14 protein-coding genes and 1 pseudogene are annotated in these 18,870 nt (G+C 51.8%); 10 read left to right on the top strand and 5 right to left on the bottom strand.

Going from position 1 to position 18,870, the window contains the following annotated elements:
* Positions 1-68: 68 nt before the first annotated feature.
* Positions 69-965, top strand: a complete 897-nt coding sequence (rarD, locus tag C7W93_RS19355; RefSeq protein WP_108441870.1) for an EamA family transporter RarD — start codon at positions 69-71, stop codon at positions 963-965.
* 188 nt (positions 966-1,153) lie between these two features.
* On the top strand, positions 1,154-2,821 hold the full coding sequence (gene ettA / locus C7W93_RS19350; protein ID WP_108441869.1) for an energy-dependent translational throttle protein EttA: 1,668 nt from the start codon (positions 1,154-1,156) through the stop codon (positions 2,819-2,821).
* 74 nt (positions 2,822-2,895) lie between these two features.
* On the opposite strand, the gene C7W93_RS19345 is transcribed toward ettA, so the two are convergent.
* Positions 2,896-3,816, bottom strand: coding sequence for a DMT family transporter (locus tag C7W93_RS19345; RefSeq protein WP_108441868.1), 921 nt, complete (start codon positions 3,814-3,816; stop codon positions 2,896-2,898).
* A gap of 139 nt (positions 3,817-3,955) precedes the next feature.
* On the opposite strand from C7W93_RS19345, the gene C7W93_RS19340 reads away from it, so the two are divergent.
* The gene (locus C7W93_RS19340; protein ID WP_225869937.1) at positions 3,956-4,903 is read left to right on the top strand and encodes a LysR family transcriptional regulator; all 948 of its coding nucleotides are present in this window, start codon (positions 3,956-3,958) and stop codon (positions 4,901-4,903) included.
* Here the strand turns inward: C7W93_RS19340 and C7W93_RS19335 are convergent.
* Positions 4,833-5,759: a LysR family transcriptional regulator ArgP gene (locus C7W93_RS19335; protein WP_108441867.1), complete on the bottom strand. Its 927-nt coding sequence runs from the start codon at positions 5,757-5,759 to the stop codon at positions 4,833-4,835. The genes C7W93_RS19340 and C7W93_RS19335 overlap by 71 nt on opposite strands.
* 99 nt (positions 5,760-5,858) lie before the next feature.
* Here C7W93_RS19335 and C7W93_RS19330 point away from each other — a divergent pair, with 99 nt between their 5' ends.
* The 3 genes from C7W93_RS19330 to C7W93_RS19320 all read left to right on the top strand — a co-directional run bounded on the left by C7W93_RS19330 (position 5,859) and on the right by C7W93_RS19320 (position 9,239).
* A complete protein-coding gene (locus C7W93_RS19330) occupies positions 5,859-6,467 on the top strand; it encodes a LysE/ArgO family amino acid transporter (RefSeq protein ID WP_108441866.1) in 609 nt (202 codons plus the stop codon).
* Positions 6,468-6,792: 325 nt separating this feature from the next.
* A complete protein-coding gene (locus C7W93_RS19325; RefSeq protein ID WP_108442228.1) occupies positions 6,793-7,857 on the top strand; it encodes a type II asparaginase in 1,065 nt (354 codons plus the stop codon).
* A gap of 176 nt (positions 7,858-8,033) precedes the next feature.
* A complete protein-coding gene (locus C7W93_RS19320) occupies positions 8,034-9,239 on the top strand; it encodes a hypothetical protein (RefSeq protein WP_108441865.1) in 1,206 nt (401 codons plus the stop codon).
* 110 nt (positions 9,240-9,349) lie between these two features.
* Here C7W93_RS19320 and C7W93_RS19315 read toward each other — a convergent pair whose 3' ends face one another.
* A complete protein-coding gene (locus C7W93_RS19315; RefSeq protein WP_108441864.1) occupies positions 9,350-10,198 on the bottom strand; it encodes a mechanosensitive ion channel family protein in 849 nt (282 codons plus the stop codon).
* Between the two features lie 397 nt (positions 10,199-10,595).
* On the opposite strand from C7W93_RS19315, the gene hisC reads away from it, so the two are divergent.
* The 3 genes from hisC to C7W93_RS19300 all read left to right on the top strand — a co-directional run bounded on the left by hisC (position 10,596) and on the right by C7W93_RS19300 (position 13,885).
* The gene (gene hisC / locus C7W93_RS19310) at positions 10,596-11,684 is read left to right on the top strand and encodes a histidinol-phosphate transaminase (protein ID WP_108441863.1); all 1,089 of its coding nucleotides are present in this window, start codon (positions 10,596-10,598) and stop codon (positions 11,682-11,684) included.
* A gap of 105 nt (positions 11,685-11,789) precedes the next feature.
* Complete coding sequence (locus C7W93_RS19305; protein ID WP_225869935.1) at positions 11,790-12,935, top strand: MFS transporter; 1,146 nt, start codon at positions 11,790-11,792, stop codon at positions 12,933-12,935.
* Positions 12,936-13,132: 197 nt separating this feature from the next.
* Positions 13,133-13,885 (top strand): META and DUF4377 domain-containing protein, encoded by a 753-nt coding sequence (locus C7W93_RS19300; protein ID WP_108441861.1) that lies wholly within the window; start codon positions 13,133-13,135, stop codon positions 13,883-13,885.
* 131 nt (positions 13,886-14,016) lie between these two features.
* Here C7W93_RS19300 and C7W93_RS19295 read toward each other — a convergent pair whose 3' ends face one another.
* Entirely contained in the window at positions 14,017-14,976 is a 960-nt protein-coding gene (locus C7W93_RS19295; RefSeq protein WP_108441860.1) for a nitronate monooxygenase family protein, read from the bottom strand.
* A 311-nt stretch (positions 14,977-15,287) separates the two neighbouring features.
* Positions 15,288-16,700: pseudogene (locus C7W93_RS19290) on the bottom strand (alanine/glycine:cation symporter family protein); the annotation flags it as partial.
* 674 nt (positions 16,701-17,374) lie between these two features.
* Here C7W93_RS19290 and C7W93_RS19285 point away from each other — a divergent pair.
* Positions 17,375-18,838, top strand: a complete 1,464-nt coding sequence (locus C7W93_RS19285; protein ID WP_108441858.1) for a hypothetical protein — start codon at positions 17,375-17,377, stop codon at positions 18,836-18,838.
* Positions 18,839-18,870: the final 32 nt, after the last annotated feature.

Below are 18,870 nucleotides of genomic sequence, written 5' to 3'. Positions count from 1 at the left end.
TTGCGTAAAATACGCCAACTCAGGTAGCGCTACTTCCTGCCACTTTTTCTTCCGGTCAGCCCATTACCATGCAAGCAGGTATGTTTTACGCCTTCGCCTCCTACGCCCTGTGGGGACTGTTCCCGCTCTACTTCAAAGCATTACAAGATATCCCGCCGGTCGATATTGTCATGCACCGGATGTTCTGGTCTTTCCTGTTCCTGATGATCGTGCTGGCCTGCCGCAAGCAATGGGCATGGATCGTGCCGGTATTGCGCAAGCCACGCGTCATTATCGGCTTTGCGGCCAGTGCGCTATTGCTGGCGACCAACTGGACCACTTACGTCTGGGCCGTCAATAACAACCATATCGTTGATAGCAGCCTGGGTTATTTCATCAGTCCGTTGGTCAGCGTGACGTTGGGGTTTATCTTTTTGCGCGAACGGCCTCGCGCCATTCAGTGGCTATCGATTGCGCTGGCCTTCAGCGCCGTGCTCTGGCTGACATGGCAAGCGGGCCATCCACCCTGGATTTCATTAGCACTTGGGGCCTCTTTCGGCGGTTATGGCTTAATGCGCAAGACCGCCAGTCTTGGCGCTTTGCCGGGTCTGGTATTAGAAACCGCGTTAGTGCTGCCGCTGACCGTGGCGTATCTGGGCTTTTCCAGCTTGCACGGTCAAAACAGTTTTATGGCGGCATCGACAGCGTCGCAATGGTTGTTAGTCGCGGCTGGCCCGATCACCTCGATCCCGCTATTACTGTTCGCCGCGGGTGCGCGGCGTATCCCGTTGTCATTGCTGGGCTTGTTGCAATACATCACGCCTACGCTGCAATTGCTGCTGGGTGTCTGGCTATATGGCGAACCGCTGAATGGCGACACGTTGATCGGCTTCAGTATTATCTGGGGCGCACTTATTCTCTATTCGGCAGAGAGCTTGTGGCAGGCATGGCCGAGCATTCGGTCGCGGCCTGCGGCGGGCGCGTAAAGCTGCCCAATATATAAATCGATGTCAATCCGGCAGCATATCCTGCGCCAACGCGGGCTGACATCACCGCAGCGATAGTCACTCAAGGCCAGTTCGGTTATCCTTACCGGTCTGCGCTTATTAGCACTTAGCTGCGTTATTCCGTATTTTTTACGCCCCTCTTATTTATCCCATCGAGAAAAACTATCATGGCCCAATACGTCTACACAATGAATAAGGTCGGCAAGATCGTGCCGCCAAAACGCCAGATTCTGAAAGATATCTCCCTGTCATTTTTCCCCGGCGCCAAGATTGGCGTATTAGGTCTGAACGGCTCGGGCAAATCCACACTGCTGAAAATTATGGCAGGGATCGATACCGATATTCAGGGCGAAGCCACGCCAATGCCGGGTCTGAACATCGGCTATCTGCCGCAAGAACCGCAATTGGACCCAGAACAAACCGTGCGTCAGGCAGTAGAAGGCGGTCTGGGCGAAGCCTTTGAAGCACGCGCAAAACTGGACGCTGTATATGCAGCCTACGCCGAGCCAGATGCTGATTTCGATGCATTGGCAACCGAGCAAGGCCGTCTGGAAGCGATCATTTCCACCTCCGACGGTGGCAATCTGGAACTGCAACTGGAAATGGCCGCCGATGCGTTGCGCTTGCCGCCATGGGACGCCATCATCGGCGTTCTGTCCGGTGGTGAAAAACGCCGCGTCGCGCTCTGCCGTTTATTGCTATCGAAACCAGACATGCTGCTGCTGGACGAGCCAACCAACCATCTGGACGCCGAATCGGTCGATTGGCTAGAGCAATTTCTGCAACGCTTTCCGGGCACTGTGGTCGGTATTACCCATGATCGCTACTTCCTCGATAATGCTGCCGAATGGATTCTGGAACTGGATCGCGGCCACGGTATTCCGTGGAAAGGCAATTACAGCTCATGGCTGGAACAAAAAGGCGACCGCCTGAAACAAGAAGAAGCCACCGAATCGTCGCGCCAAAAAACGATCGCCAAAGAACTCGAATGGGTACGCCAAAATCCAAAAGGACGTCAGGCCAAGAGTAAAGCGCGTCTGGCCCGCTTCAATGAATTGAGCGAACACGAATACCAAAAACGTAATGAAACCTCGGAAATCTTCATTCCCGTGGCTGAGCGTTTGGGTAACGAAGTCATCGAATTTAAAAATGTCTCCAAATCGTTTGGCGACCGCTTATTGATCGACAACCTCAGTTTTACGATTCCAGCCGGGGCAATTGTCGGCATCATCGGCCCTAACGGTGCCGGTAAATCGACGCTGTTTAAAATGATCACCGGCAAAGAACAACCGGACAGCGGCGAAGTCGTGATCGGTCAGACTGCCCGCGTTTCCATTGTCGATCAGCATCGCGATGCATTGTCGGACGGTAAAACGGTATTTGAAGATGTCTCCGGCGGCGCTGACATTCTGACGGTCGGTCGTTTTGAAATGGCGTCCCGCGCCTATCTCGGACGTTTCAACTTCAAAGGTGGGGATCAGCAAAAAATCGTCGGCAATCTGTCCGGCGGTGAGCGTGGACGTTTGCATCTGGCCAAAACATTGCTGCAAGGCGGCAACGTTCTGCTGCTGGATGAACCGTCAAACGATCTTGACGTAGAAACATTGCGGGCGCTGGAAGATGCGTTGCTGGAGTTTGCCGGTAGCGTGATGGTGATCTCGCATGATCGCTGGTTCCTGGATCGGATTGCGACCCATATCCTTGCGTTTGAAAGCAATTCGCAGGTTACGTTCTTTGACGGCAATTATCAGGAATATGAAGCCGATAAGCGTAAGCGCCTGGGTGAAGAAGGTGCCAAACCTAAGCGGATTCGGTACAAGCCTGTAACGCGTTAATCATTTGCGGGGCAGATGCCGGTTACGCATCTGCCCTGCTACATTGCGCTGTTTTCACGCGCATTCACTTAAGATTAAGTCGTTTTTTGCCGCCAGAACGTTGCCGCTTTTAGCAATCCGTTTCCTGGTAGCGTCGCCCATAATGTCGCTCCGACAATCAATCCACCACCTATCCAAGACACGGTGCTGAGTTTTTCCCCCAGCCATATTGCCGCGAACAGCGCGCCAAATAACGGCTCACTTCCCATTAGTAACGACACCCGCGTCGGGCTGCTACGACGCACTGCATAGGTTTGCGCAAAAAAGGCGAAGATCGTGCAAAACACGACTAAATAGGCCGTACTACTCCAAAATGCCGAAGCCTGCGGCAATGATGGCAAGCCATCTTTGAGGACAACAGCGGCGATAATCAGGCTGCCAAACCCGACCACACCGGATTGCACTGCGGTCAGCGTTAAGGTCGCCATTTTCTTCCCCACCGTCAGCCGCTTAGTCATGCAGACCATCAATGCGCGCAATAATGCTGCCATTAAGATCAGCCCATCGCCCAGATTGAAGGTCAGACTAGCGCCGAACGTTAGCAACCATGTTCCGAGTAATGAAATAAACGCGACCACAAACGCACTCGATGGTGGCCGCTGCCCCATTACGGCCCATTCGACAAAGGGCGTGAAAACGATACACAAACTAATCAGAAAAGCGGCGTTAGACGCCTGTGTCAGCGCGATACCGAAGGTTTCGCATATAAACACCGACAACAAAATCAATCCCAGCGGCAGGCCTGCCCACAAAGCTGCGCGGCCCTCTGGATGGCGCAACTGAAGCAACGACGGCGACAACGCAATAAACGTGAGACAAAACCGCAATGCCAGAAAGCCGAGTACCGGATAAAACACGAGTGCGTGCTTGGCGACGCCGTAACTTGTGCCCCAGACCACCGCGACCAGCAGCAACATGACATCGGCGATCCACAGCCTTTTTGGCGAAATTGACATGAACTTGCTTCCAAAGAGAGTCAAAAATAAAACATTGCGACAATTATGTTTTATTCTTAGAAGCACGATAATCTGGTCATACAGAACAACACTTGTGCGTATGGCGAATAAATAAGAACGATGCCGTAGGAGAAATAGCTTGGGAAATAATCGCTTTATCAAACTGTTGCCAGATATGGCGGTGTTTGTACGCGTCGTCGAGACGGGCAGTTTTTCCGCCGCCGCATTAGAATTGGGGCTGACGCCCTCCGCTGTCAGCCGTCAGGTCACACGGCTGGAACAATCGCTATCGGTACGGCTTCTGGAGCGAACTACGCGTAAATTACGGCTAAGTGAGCCGGGTAAAGAAGCCTATCGTGATTGTCAAAAAATGGTCGCCGCAGCAAAAAGCGCGATGGATGTGGCACAACAATTCGTCTCACTGCCGCAAGGATTAATACGGGTCAGTATGCCGAAAGCCTTTGGCAAGACGGTCATTAGTCCGCTGATGCCAGCATTTTTGCAACAATACCCCGAAGTTGACGTGCAATTGATTCTGACCGATCGCCAGCCTGACTTGAACAACGATGATGTCGATTTAGCCATCTATATGACAGACAACCCGCCCGACGGTGTCGTCGCACGACCATTAATGCAGGTGACGCAAGTATTGTGCGCCACCCCGCGCTATCTGGCGGAACACGGCACGCCGGACCATCCCGGCGCGTTGAGCGGACACAATTGCATCTATCTGGGCGAAACCGCCAATGATGCCGAATGGCATTTCAGACGTGGCGGCGAGACCACCACCATCAAAGTGCATGGCCGCTATATCGCCAATCACAGCGGCGTGCGGCTGGATGGCATTTTGCAGCATCTGGGCATCGGTTGCCTGCCGCATTTCACGGCAACGGCTGCGCTAGAAGAAGGATTAATCGTGCGCGTGCTGACCGACTGGGAATTCCTTGCGGCGTATCAGGGAACAGCGTTTCTACAATATCTGCCGAATCGCTATATGGCCCTAAAAATGCGCGTTTTTATCGACTATCTGACGCTGCATTTGCACTCGTCGCCGGATCATAGTGCAGACTCTCTCGCGCAGTCTTGATAATCTGCTTGGATAAAGCCTCGGTCAAGGGCGTCTGAATATTCCAGGCGTGCCACACCAACGGCACGTCGATGCCATCGCCCGGCGTCAAATCCACTAATTTTCCTTCTGCCAATGCCTGTTCGATTTGCAACATCGGCAACATGCCGTAGCCAAGGCCATTATGGACAAAGCGCTCAAACGCTTCCGCCGAGGCAATCGAATGATGCGGAAATGCTGCCTGCCAGCCTAAACGCCAATCCAAAAAACGAGTGTGCAGAGCATCTTTTTGATTGAACACGACTGCGGGTGCCTGCGCTACGGCGGCTGAAGTAAAACCGCTGCTGAACCAGCGTTGTGCAAACTCTGGCGATGCTGCGCAAATATACCGTTCGACCCCGAGTGGCGTAGCCGTTGTACCGGCTACGGCTGTCATTAAGCTGGTAACGCAGGCGAAAACGCTGCCTTCGCGCAACAATTGCAAAGTGTGATCCTGGTCGTCTATTAATATCGTCAATTGACATTGCGGCGGGTTAAGGATCGGTGCCAACGCTGGCAACAACCACGTTGCGAGCGTATCGGCATTTACCGCGATAGCGATATCGGGCAAGCTGCCGGGCGCGCCGACATCGATCTCCAGCGCCGCCTCCATCAATTTGACCTGCCGATAATGCGCAATCAGGCGCTGGCCCAAAATCGTCGCAAACGGCGGTTGCGCCCGCACGATCAACAACGCGCCCGCCAACTCTTCCATGGTCCGTATCCGCTGCGAGACGGCAGACTGGCTGATATGCAGCGACAACGCCGCCTTCTCAAAACTGCCTAGCGCCACCACGGCATCCAACGCAGCAAGACCGCGATAGTCGAGATTCTTCATAGATCCTCAATATAAGAAATGCTTATTAATCAGTAGAGTCATTCATTGTACTTATATTTGGCAGCCCTTTAAGCTACGTTATTGCATTAAGGAGTTGTCATGGAAAGCGCAGCATTTATCAAAGGAATGGGACTGGGAGGCGGCCTGATTATCGCCATCGGCGCGCAAAATGCGTTTATTTTGCGGCAAGGGTTGCAACGTCAGTATGTACTTACATCGGTGCTTATCTGCGGCCTGTGCGACTCTTTGCTGATCGCGTTTGGCGTCGCAGGGGTGGGCGCGCTAATCGCCAATAATCCTTCATTGTTCGCCTTCTCTAAATGGGGCGGCGCGGCATTTTTGGTCTGTTACGGCATCCGTTCAGCGCTGGCTGCTTGGAAACCAAGCGCACTGTCAACGGCCGCCGCACCCACCGCGCCGCCACGTCACGCTGCTGTAATTGCCAGCGCGCTAGCATTTAGTTTGCTCAATCCGCATGCTTATCTGGATACCGTGGTCTTGCTAGGATCAATCGGCGGCCAAGAGATCGGCATCGGCCGCATTCTGTTTGCTGCTGGCGCAATGCTGGCTTCGTCATTGTGGTTTTTCAGTCTTGGCTTCGGTGCACGTTTTGCGGCACCGTTATTTGCTAAGCCGATCGCATGGCGCGTATTGGACGGGATCATCGCGCTGGTGATGTGGGCGATTGCGGCATCGTTGCTGCTCTGAGACGCCTTGCTGTTCGACCTGGGATAACGTTAAATAGTTAATTCTGGCGATTAGGCGCATGTAATGCTGGTTATGCATAAACTTATGCATAACCAGCATTAGCATTTTTTCACCGATCTCCCTAGAGTGCGTGGGCGATGCAGTTCAGGCCTATTATTGTTAGCGCAAACATCCTCGCGTTTGAGGCTGTTTGATGCCACAAGCCGCAGCTGAATCGTCGTCATAAAGAAGCACACTTATAAAAATCATCACAATCAGGAGATATATGGTTTCGCCACAATTTCGCGCTCGTTTTCAGCCTTCTCTTCGTCCCTATCTCCAATTAATGTTTGGCGCGTTGCTGCTATCGAGCGCTCTGACCAACGCCACCGCGCAAGAAGCTCCGGCGGTTGCGCAAAAATTACCGAATGTCGTCATTCTGGCAACCGGCGGCACAATTGCCGGTACGGGTGCCACCAGCACAACGACGGTCGGCTATACCTCTGCCACGCTCGGCGTAGAAAAATTGATCTCCGCTGTGCCTGAGCTAAAAAATGTCGCCAACGTCAAGGGTGAGCAAGTATTCCAGATCGCCAGCGAAAGCATGACCGTGGATCATTGGCTAAAGCTAGCCAAGCGCGTGAATGTGTTGTTGGCGCAACCGGATGTGGATGGCATTGTCATCACGCACGGCACCGATACCATCGAAGAAACTGCCTACTTTCTTGATCTCACTGTAAAAAGTCACAAGCCAGTCGTCATCGTCGGCGCAATGCGGCCCGCCACCGCGCTGTCGGCAGACGGACCTATCAATTTGTATAACGCGGTTTTGCTGGCAGGCAGCAAAGAGGCGATTGGCAAAGGCGTATTAGTGACCTTAAACGATCAGATTAATGCGGCGCGTGAAGTGACCAAAACCAATACCTCGACTACCGACACCTTCAAGTCCACCGAGCTTGGCATGCTGGGCTACATTCAAGGCAACAAACCCTACTTTTATCGCCAGTCAACCCGCAAAAATACCCTCGAAACCGAATTCGATATCACCAATCTGGATGTCTTGCCAAAAGTCGATATCGTCTACGGCTATGCAGATATGAATAGCGTGGCGCTGGATGCGCAAGTCGCCGCTGGTGCCAAAGGCATCATCCACGCTGGCGTAGGCGACGGCAGTATCGCGGCGCAAATGCGCGCCCCGCTGGTAGCCGCGCGGAAAAAGGGCGTAATTATTGTGCGTGCCAGCCGCGTCGGCCAAGGCATATTGGCGCGTAACGGCGAAGCCAATGACGATGTACTGGACTTCGTTGTAGCGGATACGCTGAATGCGCAAAAAGCGCGCATTTTGTTGATGCTGGCGCTGACTAAAACAAACAATACCAAAGACATTCAACGGATGTTTTATACGTATTAATGCAGTCATATCGCCGCTCAATCAGATCAACAGCGAACTAACGCATGAATGCTTAATGCCATAAAAAATGGTGGTCAGGTTATCCCTGCCCACCATTTTTTTTGGCAAAAATTACCATTTTCAATACGGCATACCCATCAGATGATTTATCCCTCATCTTAAAACAGGAAATATTTATGCACAGTATAAATGCCAATATCAGCGCGGTTTCTGCAATCTCACATCAACATCCCCCACCATCCGAATCGTCGTTTGCCCGGCAGGTAAAAACCCTTTCAAATTGCACAGAAACAATCGCTGTCGTCGCAACGCAGCCAAAAAATCGTCTATTTCCGCTCTCGCATTATTTTATAAATGCAGAAAATGAAGATCCCCATTCGACCTCAAATACGACTGAAATTGCACAGAATATAAAACGCGGCAATCTGATCGAATCTTGCAAATTGCTCAACTTATTCCGTACGTGTTTCTGCGTTTTTCAACCGGCTACGCTATCAGCTGGCACTGGATTAGGGACTTCTTTGAAATTCGCCCCGACCTGTGTGTGCCTACCCTCAGAATGGCAATGCCTTTTAGATCATGCCGAGACAGGCATAGCAGGATCAATAGCCGGGGTGAAAGCCTATTACATGGCGTTGAAACATACTGGCGCTTCTAAGCCGCATACCAGAAAAACCGATGATATTCACTTTATTAGCCAAGGTCTGCTGAGGGCGGAGCTGCAATTCCCGCTTGCGATTCCCGTCCCCAATTTCAGCATCACCGGATTCACGACGCCGTTTCAGATTACATTGGCAGTAGAGCTTGGCATGACCAACAAAACCATCGACTCTTCGCAGACCGTCCGCCACGCGACGCTGGCCGGACTGTCCAACATTCCAGGCTATTTGCCGGGCATCCTTAATGCGCTGGGCGTCGGCATCCAGAATATCGGCGAGAATATTTCTCCGATGACGCCCGCGATTACGGGAATCGCCACGCTAATTGCGATAGCCTGCTGCGGTATTAAAAACGATGGAAGAGAAAATACGCTGTGGCTTAACCTGCAATTAGGTCTGGATACCAATTACGCGATATTTGCGTTGGGCGATAATTTCAAATTAGGCAGTGCGCTTTACCTCAGGAATGTCCCCATCGGCTTAGCGTATGTCTTCACTGGCAATAATATACAAGACGGGACATTTTCTTTTTCAGGTGGTTCGAAGGAATTGGTCGCCATATTGCGAGAAAATTGCAATCTTCAGAATGTCCAGCTTGCCGCGCCTGCATTGGCGACAAGTCCCGCGGAGGGAAATACAATGACGTCAACGATGACGGAAGAGCACCATGGTAATGTGCGGATTCTTTCCTTAAAGCTGGCAGCCAGCCTGGATGAACAATAAAATCCTGACAAAAAAAAGCTGTCTCGACTAACATCATCAATCGGTTGCGCAAATGAAAAATCGATAATCTATTGCCATCGAGGCAGCCAATCCATCTATACGACGCTAACTTACAAAGCCTTTGGCGTCCGCGGTGCTTCACGCCGGTATTCGCGTACCGGAAATGGAATTGAAAAGCCGATGGCATCCAGCGTCGGCTTAATTTTTTGACTAATATCCCAGCGCACTGCCCAAAAATCAGACGTCTGGGTCCAAAAACGTAGTTTCAGCATCACGGCGCTCTCGGCGTGATCATCAACCACCACCAGCGGCGCTGGCAGCTTCAAGATGCGTGGATCGGCTTCGAGCAATGCGGTTAAAGCACTAATTGCAATCGCCGGATCATTTTTATAATCAATGCCAATCGGCAAATCCATGCGCCGCCGGGTATGGCGACTATAGTTGGTCACTGCGCTATTCCATAACTGATTGTTCGGCACAAACAAACATACGCCATCCGATTTAGTCAGCTTGGTGGCAAAAAGTCCGATTTCATCCACAGTACCTTCGGCGCTGCTGTTAGCAATATATTCGCCGACCTGAAATGGGCGCAAAAACAGCAGCATCATCCCCGCCGCGATGTTTTGCAACGTGCCTTGCAAGGCCAAGCCAATCGCCAAACTGGCCGCGCCCAGCACCGCGACGATACTAGCGGTTTGCACGCCGAACTGGCCCAATACCGCAATCAACGTGATCAAACGGATTAACCATAACAAAACGTTGCGTAACACCGGTCGCAAGGTTGCATCCACGTTAGAACGGATCAGCAGACGCTCAAATGTCGATGCTAATTTGGAAGAAAACCACCAGCCCAACAACAATATAACAATCGCCAGCACGGCATTAACAGCATAGTGCAGCGAAGACGTTGCCAAAAAATTCCACAGCGAATCAAGTTGATCGAGTGCAAAAGTGTTCAATCGTGAACTCCTGTTTCAGTTACAAATAGGTTAAAGATAAAGTACCCGCGCATCTCGGCAGCAGGCAAATAGTGATTAAATAATGTCAGTTGGATACCTTATTAAGGTTTGACCAAGTCCGCAAATAGGCAAGTTTTGAGATGTATTGAGCATGCCAGTGACCATTTGGTTGCAATTAGCCCAGCATGTTAGCAGGACCGCCGCGATAAGTTAGCGCTGCAGATGTGCGATAAATGTACGGCCAGCCGCCAAGAGTACGGAATCAAATCGCAAAGCAGCCTCCGAACACTGCTGGCTTTGCTACTGCTACTATTAGGGCTTGCCTGTCGTTACTTTCATTACCGATCGTCACTTACCGCGTTTAATCGCCTTACGAGCCACCACTTAATTGATCCCCATGAGCAAATACTGGAGTCCTATCGTCAGCCGCCTGACGCCTTACACGCCTGGCGAACAGCCAAAGATCAGTAATCTGATCAAACTCAATACCAACGAAAATCCGTATGGGCCGTCGCCGTTAGCGATCGCGGCCATTCAGCGCGAAGCAACCTCGGCATTACGACTGTATCCAAATCCGGATTCCGAGCCGCTTAAACTGGCAATTGCGGCACAAAACGCCGAACATGGGATTACGCCCGCGCACGTATTTGTCGGCAATGGTTCGGATGAAGTTCTGGCGCATGCCTTCCATGCTTTGCTGCAACACGACGATCCGATTCTGTACCCGGACATCACGTACAGCTTTTATCCGACCTATTCCAACCTGTATCAAGTTGCCTATAAGACCATCCCGCTCGCCGACGATTTTACGATTCGGGTAGATGATTATCTCAACGCAGGAAAAAACGGCGGGATCATTTTTCCTAATCCGAATGCGCCGACCGGCTGTTTGCTGCCCTTATCCGAAGTCGAACGGCTAGTCGCCTCGCAACCGGATAGCACAGTGATTGTGGATGAGGCGTATATCGACTTTGGCGGCGAAAGCGCGATTGCGCTGGTCTCACGTTATCCGAATTTGCTAGTAGTACACACGCTGTCCAAATCGCGTTCGCTGGCCGGTCTGCGAGTGGGTTTTGCCGTCGGACATCCAGATCTGATCATCGCACTGGAACGCGTCAAAAACAGCTTTAACTCCTATCCGTTGGATCGCATGGCAATTGCTGGCGCGACCGCCGCGATAGAAGATCAGGCCCATTTCGAATACACCCGATTAGCCGTTATCAAAAGCCGCAATACACTGGTTGAAGGACTAACCAAGCTCGGTTTTGAAGTGCTGCCATCCGCTGCCAACTTTGTGTTTGCCCGCCATCCGCAACATGATGCCGCAGAAGTTGCTGCCGGATTGCGCAGCGACGGCATCATCGTGCGTCACTTTACGAGCGCGCGGATTGCACAATTTTTACGCATTACCGTTGGATCGGATGCGGATTGTCAGGCTTTGCTGGATGCATTGCCTAAGCACTTGCAGAAAACTGCGGGAGACTAACTATCGGGGCGGGAGAGTCATTCCAGGACGGCGGCTCATCGATCCACTTCATATTACTTTGCATTCATCTCGCCCGACTCCTGTATCACTTTTGCCTGAATGCCTATGCAACTCGCTTTCCCCGTCCTATCCATCAGCCGCATGCGGCAAGCAGCTTTACCGCTTTTATTCATCCTGCTGGGTATCGTCTACGCAAGTTGGGCCTCACGTATCCCGGCTGTGCGCGATGCATTGCAACTTGATCCAGCTGAATTGAGTCTGGTATTGCTGTGCGCCGGAATTGGGGCGGTGGGTTCGTTTCCGCTTGCGGCGTGGATGACCGGGCATTTCGGTGCGCGTCACAGCGCCGGGTATGCAGGGGTTGGGTTATTGGTGACCATGCCTTGTCTGGCGCTGGCACCGAATATAGCGTGGCTGATGCTTGCCATGACTATCTTGGGTATTTGTTCCGGCTGTTTCGATGTCGCCATCAATGCGTTGGGTGCTACTGCTGAGAAAATTGCTGGTCGCTCGATTATGTCGTTATTGCATGCCTGGTTTTGCGTTGGCACTTTATCTGGCGCTTTATTCGGTAGTGCGTTGGCGGGAATCGGCATGTCGCCTTTGGCGCATTTCAGCATATTGACCGCCACATTTGCACTACCGCTGTGGCTTTGCTACCAGACGTTGCCACCTGATCGGCCTGAGCCGGTTTCGGGCAAAAAGTATTTTTCCGTGCCACATGGCCCGCTGATTGTGCTTGGCGTTATCGGCTTTTGCGGAGCGATTGTTGAGGGCTCGATAGCAGATTGGAGCGGCGTCTATATGAAAGACTGGCTGCAAGCTACCGACGGTACTGCACCTTTAGCGTTTGCGGCCTTCGCAGCGATGATGTTGCTGACCCGGCTGATCGGAGATCGCCTGAAAGAGCGATTTAATGCACGAAAAGTCGTTACCGCAGGCGCTTTGATCGCGGGCGTTGGCATGTTGATCGCCCTTGTGGCTGATAATATTCCCCTTTCTATCGTTGGCTTTGCGCTCACTGGCGTCGGTGTTGCAACGGTATTTCCATTTGTGTTTAGTGCGGCGGGTCGGCATGGATCAACCGCTTTAGCTGGCGTTGCCACGCTGAGTTATGGCGGCGGTTTGATCGGCCCGCCGATGATCGGTTTTCTGGCGCACGGCTTCGGTTTGCATGCGGCGTTAGCGTTGGTCGGCGTGCTGTGTCTGGCGGTTGCGCTGGCCGCCAGTCAAGCTAAATGGCTGGAATAACTTGTCGTCTGCACCATAAATTTATCCCAAAATTTAGTTTCCATCAAGAAACAATCCTCCCGTTAGTACGCTCTGCTATAAAATAAGCCATTGAAACGCTTACGTAAAACACCCCTTCATCAACGCGGTCTGAAGTTTTACGCGAGTCCTGCAACAAATACACTGCGTTTGCTAATAATGCTTTGGAGTAAAAAATAATGCTAAATTTTTCCGCGCTTACTTTCGCCGGCCGGCTGATCACCATTTTGGGAGCCGGCGCAATACTGGCAGCCTGCGCCGGACAAGCGCCACGAGAAAGCCCGGTCGCTGATGATCCTTTGTTGTTGTCTTCGCGCTGGGAGCTGACCAATTGGCCTAACCATGTGATTCCGAACGGCGACAATGGCGATCCGGTGATTCTGAATTTCAGCAATGAAAAAGGCGAAGGACGCGTAAGTGGTCGCGCCTGGTGTAACCAGTTCACGGCACCGTTCTCGATGCGCGGCCCAGGTCGATTGACGATTGTTGAAGCGGTCACAACGCGGATGGCTTGCCCGGAACCAGCTATGCGTTTCGAGGCCGATTTCCTCGATAAACTGCTCGCCGTGAATAACTACAAAATCAACGGACGCGTATTGGAATTGCAGACCGTCGATGGCAAGACCATGACTTTTCGCGCCCGCGAAAAAATCGGCGCGACTGCCAAAATCAGATTTATCTACGTCGCCGCTGAAAAAGCTCCCTGTAATGCCGGAGTAATGCAAACCAGCTGCTACCAAATCCGCGAAGACAAAAAAGCCCCATGGCAACTCTGGTATGGGGATATTGCCGGCTTTACGCCACAACCGGGGATTGAGTATCGCTTGCGAATATTGGAGGAGCGTATGCCGAATCCGCCCGCAGATGCGAATCCGCTTAAATGGACGCTGGATTTAGTAGTGGGGCAAGAAGTGGTAAAGAATCGGAAATAATGACGCACGACAAAAAGCCCGGTAAGACGTTCTTACCGGGCTTTTTTGATTCTCATGTATTCTAAAAAATGCGTCGCGCTAACTACTCTTGCTGCCCCTTACGGCAAGCCCCAGTCAAGCCAGCTTCAAGCCTACAGCGCCAATCGCTGCCGCGCAGCCTGATATTCTTCCTTCAACCGCTCCACCATCGCGGCAACTGTCGGCACATCATTCATCAATCCCACGCCCTGCCCGGCGCCCCAGATATCGCGCCACGCCTTTGCGCCAGAACCGCCTGAACCAAAATTCATTTTGGTTTTATCCGCTTCCGGTAAGTTATCCGGATCGAGGCCTGCATTTACGATCGATTTTTTGAGGTAATTGCCGTGAATGCCGGTGAAAAGATTGGTATAGACGATGTCAGAAGCCGAGGAATCGACGATGGCTTGACGATAGGCGTCATCGACATTGGCTTCTTTGGTTGCTAGCCAGCGCGAGCCGATATACGCCAAATCAGCGCCCATCGCTTGCGCTGCCAAAATCGCGTCGCCAGTGGCTATCGCGCCGGATAACGCTATCGTGCCGGAATAGAATTTGCGCACTTCACCGACCAGCGCGAACGGTGACAACGGTCCCGCATGTCCACCCGCGCCGGAGGCCACCAGAATCAGGCCATCGACGCCGGCTTCCAGCGCTTTTTCCGCATGCCGGATCGAAATCACGTCGTGCAAAACGATGCCGCCGTAGCTGTGAATCGCATCCATCATTTCTTTCGGCGGCGCACGCAGACTAGAGATGATGATGGGGACTTGATGCTTGACGCACATCTCAACATCGTGCGCCAGACGGTCGTTGGATTGATGGACAATCTGATTAACGGCGATGGGACCGACTTTGGCGTGTGGATGTTCGGCCTGATAAGCCGCCAGTTCGGTTTGCAATTGCGTGAGCCAGACATCCAGTTGTGCCGCCGGACGCGCATTGAGCGCAGGGAATGCGCCAACGATACCGGCCTTGCATTGCGCCGCCACCAACGCCGGTCCACTGGCGATAAACAACGGCGAACCGATGACGGGCAGGCTCAGGTTTTGCAACACGGCGGGCAATGCCATAACGACCTCTTGGAATAAAATCAAAAATTGATTATAGGGGTAAAAAAGTACGACCGTGCTAGATATTTCGCTCTAAAATTTGCGGCTGGATCGGCTATTGTTTGCTGCTATGGCGTGTGGTTCTTGCTATCAGCCGTCGTTTTGTCATTCGTATTCTGTTGACGATGACGGCAATTTCAGCGGCTTTATTTATTATTTTTTAGTCAACGAAAAACTTGTCATCGTCATTTATTGCTTTAAGCGCACTAAGCAAAAACAGTCAGCGTATTGCTGACTGTTTCCATAGAATACAGGAACCCGGAAATAAATTACCAAACATCCTTGGGCAACCTATCACGCAAACCGGGGATGGTATCGCGGGTAAATTGTGGAGCCTCAATCCCGCGCTTTTTCTGTTCCAGATAATCGCGCCACGCCACGTAGGCATATTTGCTGAGCAATACGATGGCGACCAAGTTAATCAACGCCATTAAACCCGCGCTGGTATCGGCCATCGCCCAGACCAGCGGCAAACTACCGGTCGCACCAAACATCACCATGGCGAGTACGCAGAGTCGGAATATAAACAGCACCAACGGCTGCTTGCTGATGAACTGGACGTTGCCTTCTGCGTAGGCGTAATTACCGAGTACCGATGAATACGCGAAAAAGAAAATGGCAATGGTTAGAAAGATCCCGCCGCTCGCGCCAAAATGGGCTGTGAGCGCCGCATGCGTGAGGCTAGCGCCTTGGGTTTCGCTGCCTGGAACGTACTCACCAGACAGCAAAATAATCATCGCCGTAGCGGTACAAATAATCATCGTATCGACTACCACGCCCATCATCTGAAGCAATCCTTGCGAGACCGGATGCGAGGTTACCGCTGCCGCTGCAGCATTCGGTGCCGATCCCATGCCAGCCTCGTTAGAAAACAGACCCCGTTTGATACCGGTCATCATCGCTAACGTAATTGCATAGCCGATGGTGCCACCGACAGCCTGCTCTAGACCGAACGCACTTTTAACAATCAAACTGATCACACCCGGCAATTCACCAAGATGTGTCAGCAACACAAAAGCGGCTACGCCGAGATAGCCCAGCGCCAGAATCGGCACCACGATCGCGGAGAATTTTGCCACGCGTCGGATGCCGCCAAAAATAACCGGTGCTGTCAACAACACCAATGCCATACCAACCCAGTGACGCGGAATACCGAAAGAAATGTCCATGGTTTCTGCGATGGATTGCACTTGTACCGCATTGAACACAAACCCAAAGGCGAGTATCAGTGACAGCGCAAATACAATCCCGAAAACCCGTGAACCCAAACCAATTTGAATGTAGTAACTGGGGCCACCGCGGAAGCCACCGCTTTCATTTTTCACCTTAAAAATTTGCGCTAACGTCGCTTCGACAAACGCTGATGACATCCCTAACAGCGCCACCACCCACATCCAGAAAATCGCGCCCGGACCACCTACCGTCAGTGCAACCGCGACGCCGACAATATTGCCGGTGCCAACGCGACTGGCAATGCCAGTCGCAAACGCCTGAAAGCCAGTAATCCCATCACCTGCATGTCCTGGTTCGCGCTTGAACACGTTGCTACGAAAAATCCGCGATTGGATAAAACCGAAACGCAGCGTAAAAAATACACCCGCACTTAACAGCACGTAAATTAAAACGTAGCCCCACAAAATGCCATTGATCGCATTAACGATAGAGTGTAATAGGGTTTCAAACATTGGCTGCTGTCTCCAATAATGGGGATGGTATTTCTGGCTTCAGGCTACGCAATAAACATCACGCAACGTGAAAGATTGAAACGCGCTGAAATTGCACGTCTAATTTTTACGCTGAAGGTGTGGCATAAAAACAAGCGCGAATTCACATGTTTTTATGCACATTAAATGCAGGTCTAACGTAAGATTTTTGCACTATTTTTATTGCGCTTTTTATCGATTCTTTGCGCTAATTTTTTCCGTATCTGTCCGCATAAAAGTTTGTGCGGACTAGATATTAGCCGTTAAAGTGGTTGCGTAAACATCGCGTCCTGCGATCAAGGGAATAAACCTGCAAAAAAAGAATAGTCCATATAAACCCCGAGAAACATCTCTCATCTTTTGCGCAGTTATCTGTAAAAAATCGCAAGCATGCGATAGCGCATGCGCGCTGACACTCGTTTCGTGTCAATTTGAAAAAACATTTTTTGGGAACTAAATATCGTAATTATGTCTCTGCCCTTGTCATCAGATTTTTCTTAATCCAAAGAATCGTCTTAATGATTTTTGCATCTGAATATATCCACCGACGAGGAATAGTTACGGCATAAATTAGACACTTATGCGACGCCCTTTCTTATTCCGCCCACATCCACATCAGCACGACATCATGCTTATCGCAGACTGACCGGTACTTTATGCTCCCTCCTATTTCGCCTTCATCGCCGACGACCCGACGTAGTTTGCAAGCACTGAATCTTGACGTGGATACATCCCATCTCAACAGGGCCGCGGACAATATTGCATCGCTAGATTTCACCCAATGCCATGCGTTGTTTCGCAACGCATTCGATAGGCTGGAAAACCACCCGGAACTGGCGACCGCGCACGCTGCACAACTCACGCTCAGTGGGTTGTATCAAGCGCTGGATTTGGCCGTCCTCGCCACTGAGCAGGAACAAAAAAGTTTCACCGAAGAGCAGCTCGAGATGTCGGAAGCGATGTTAACGTATCTCACCGAAGGCACTTATCCGATCAGGCCAACTGCTTCAGTAGCAGCCGTGATGATAGAAATTGAGCGGCAAGAGGAGATGGACGGAGAATATCATCTGGCATCGCCAGCCAATTATCTGGCGCGACTCAAGGCAATTTTGCGCTATATCATCCAAAATCCTGCGACTAGCGACGCCGGACGTCACGTCTGCAATCTGACAAATATCGTAGGCCGGAATGTCGCCAGCGTGGCGCTTCCGACGTTTATACGGCAAGCGATTGCTTATTTTGTAGAAGAAAAACTCAACGATAACGATGCGACCGTCGCGACGCGCACGGCGTTGGCTGCAATGGTGGCAAGTTTGCCGATCATCCTCAATGTCATCGGCGCAGCGCAGGAAAGGTATCGCAGGACTTCGACAATCACTTCCGCTGCTTGCCACGCACTGAATATTCTGCTGTCAGCGGGCGGTATCATTGCCGCCGCCGTAACGGGCGTACTACCTGGATTGGCCTCATCTTTGGTGGCATTTACCGGTTATTGCATCATGCGCGATCTGATCCAATCCGTGTTCACCCTCAAAGATGGTACGCAAGCGATGGACTGGCAAACGGCGGCAATTAGCGGCAGCGCGTATTCGGTCGAGCAATTTGTGGTTGGCGTCGGCATGGACCGCTTCGGCTCGCCATCCGGTGCCAGTGCGGCGGCCCTGACGGACTATCTGGAAACGGTCGTCAATGACTTAGTACGGGCCGGATTTAATCTGGTAGCAGAAACAATCGACGAATTTGTCGTACGCGGCGTCCAGCATTACAGGGAGGGACGGACTTTTCAGATCACGCTGACCTTTACGCCACCGACGCTGGAAGCCTGGGGCAACCTTGCCACCCGAAATATCGCCGCGCGCTCTGCCCTGTTCACCAGCGCGGTCATGCTTGGCTCAGCCGCCAGCGCTGCGCTCTTGCCAACAACGATTGCGCCAATATTGCCGACCAGCTGCGAATTGATCAGCACCGCCGCCACCGCGGTCGCTGAATCGTTTAGCCCTTTGGAAACAGAAATGATCCAAAATGCGCTCATTGCCGTGATATTAGGCGCTGGCTATCCGATCTTTATTGGCGCAGTGGTAAGCCAAGCGCGTCCGCCAGGCAAATCTGATGACATTTAAAGCGGAAATATGCGGCAGAATGCCCTTAGAAA

Source organism: Glaciimonas sp. PCH181 (genome assembly GCF_003056055.1).
Taxonomy (GTDB): Bacteria; Pseudomonadota; Gammaproteobacteria; order Burkholderiales; family Burkholderiaceae_D; genus Glaciimonas.
The sequence above is the reverse complement of the archived record's forward strand: the minus strand, read 5'-3'. Positions and strand labels throughout refer to the sequence as shown.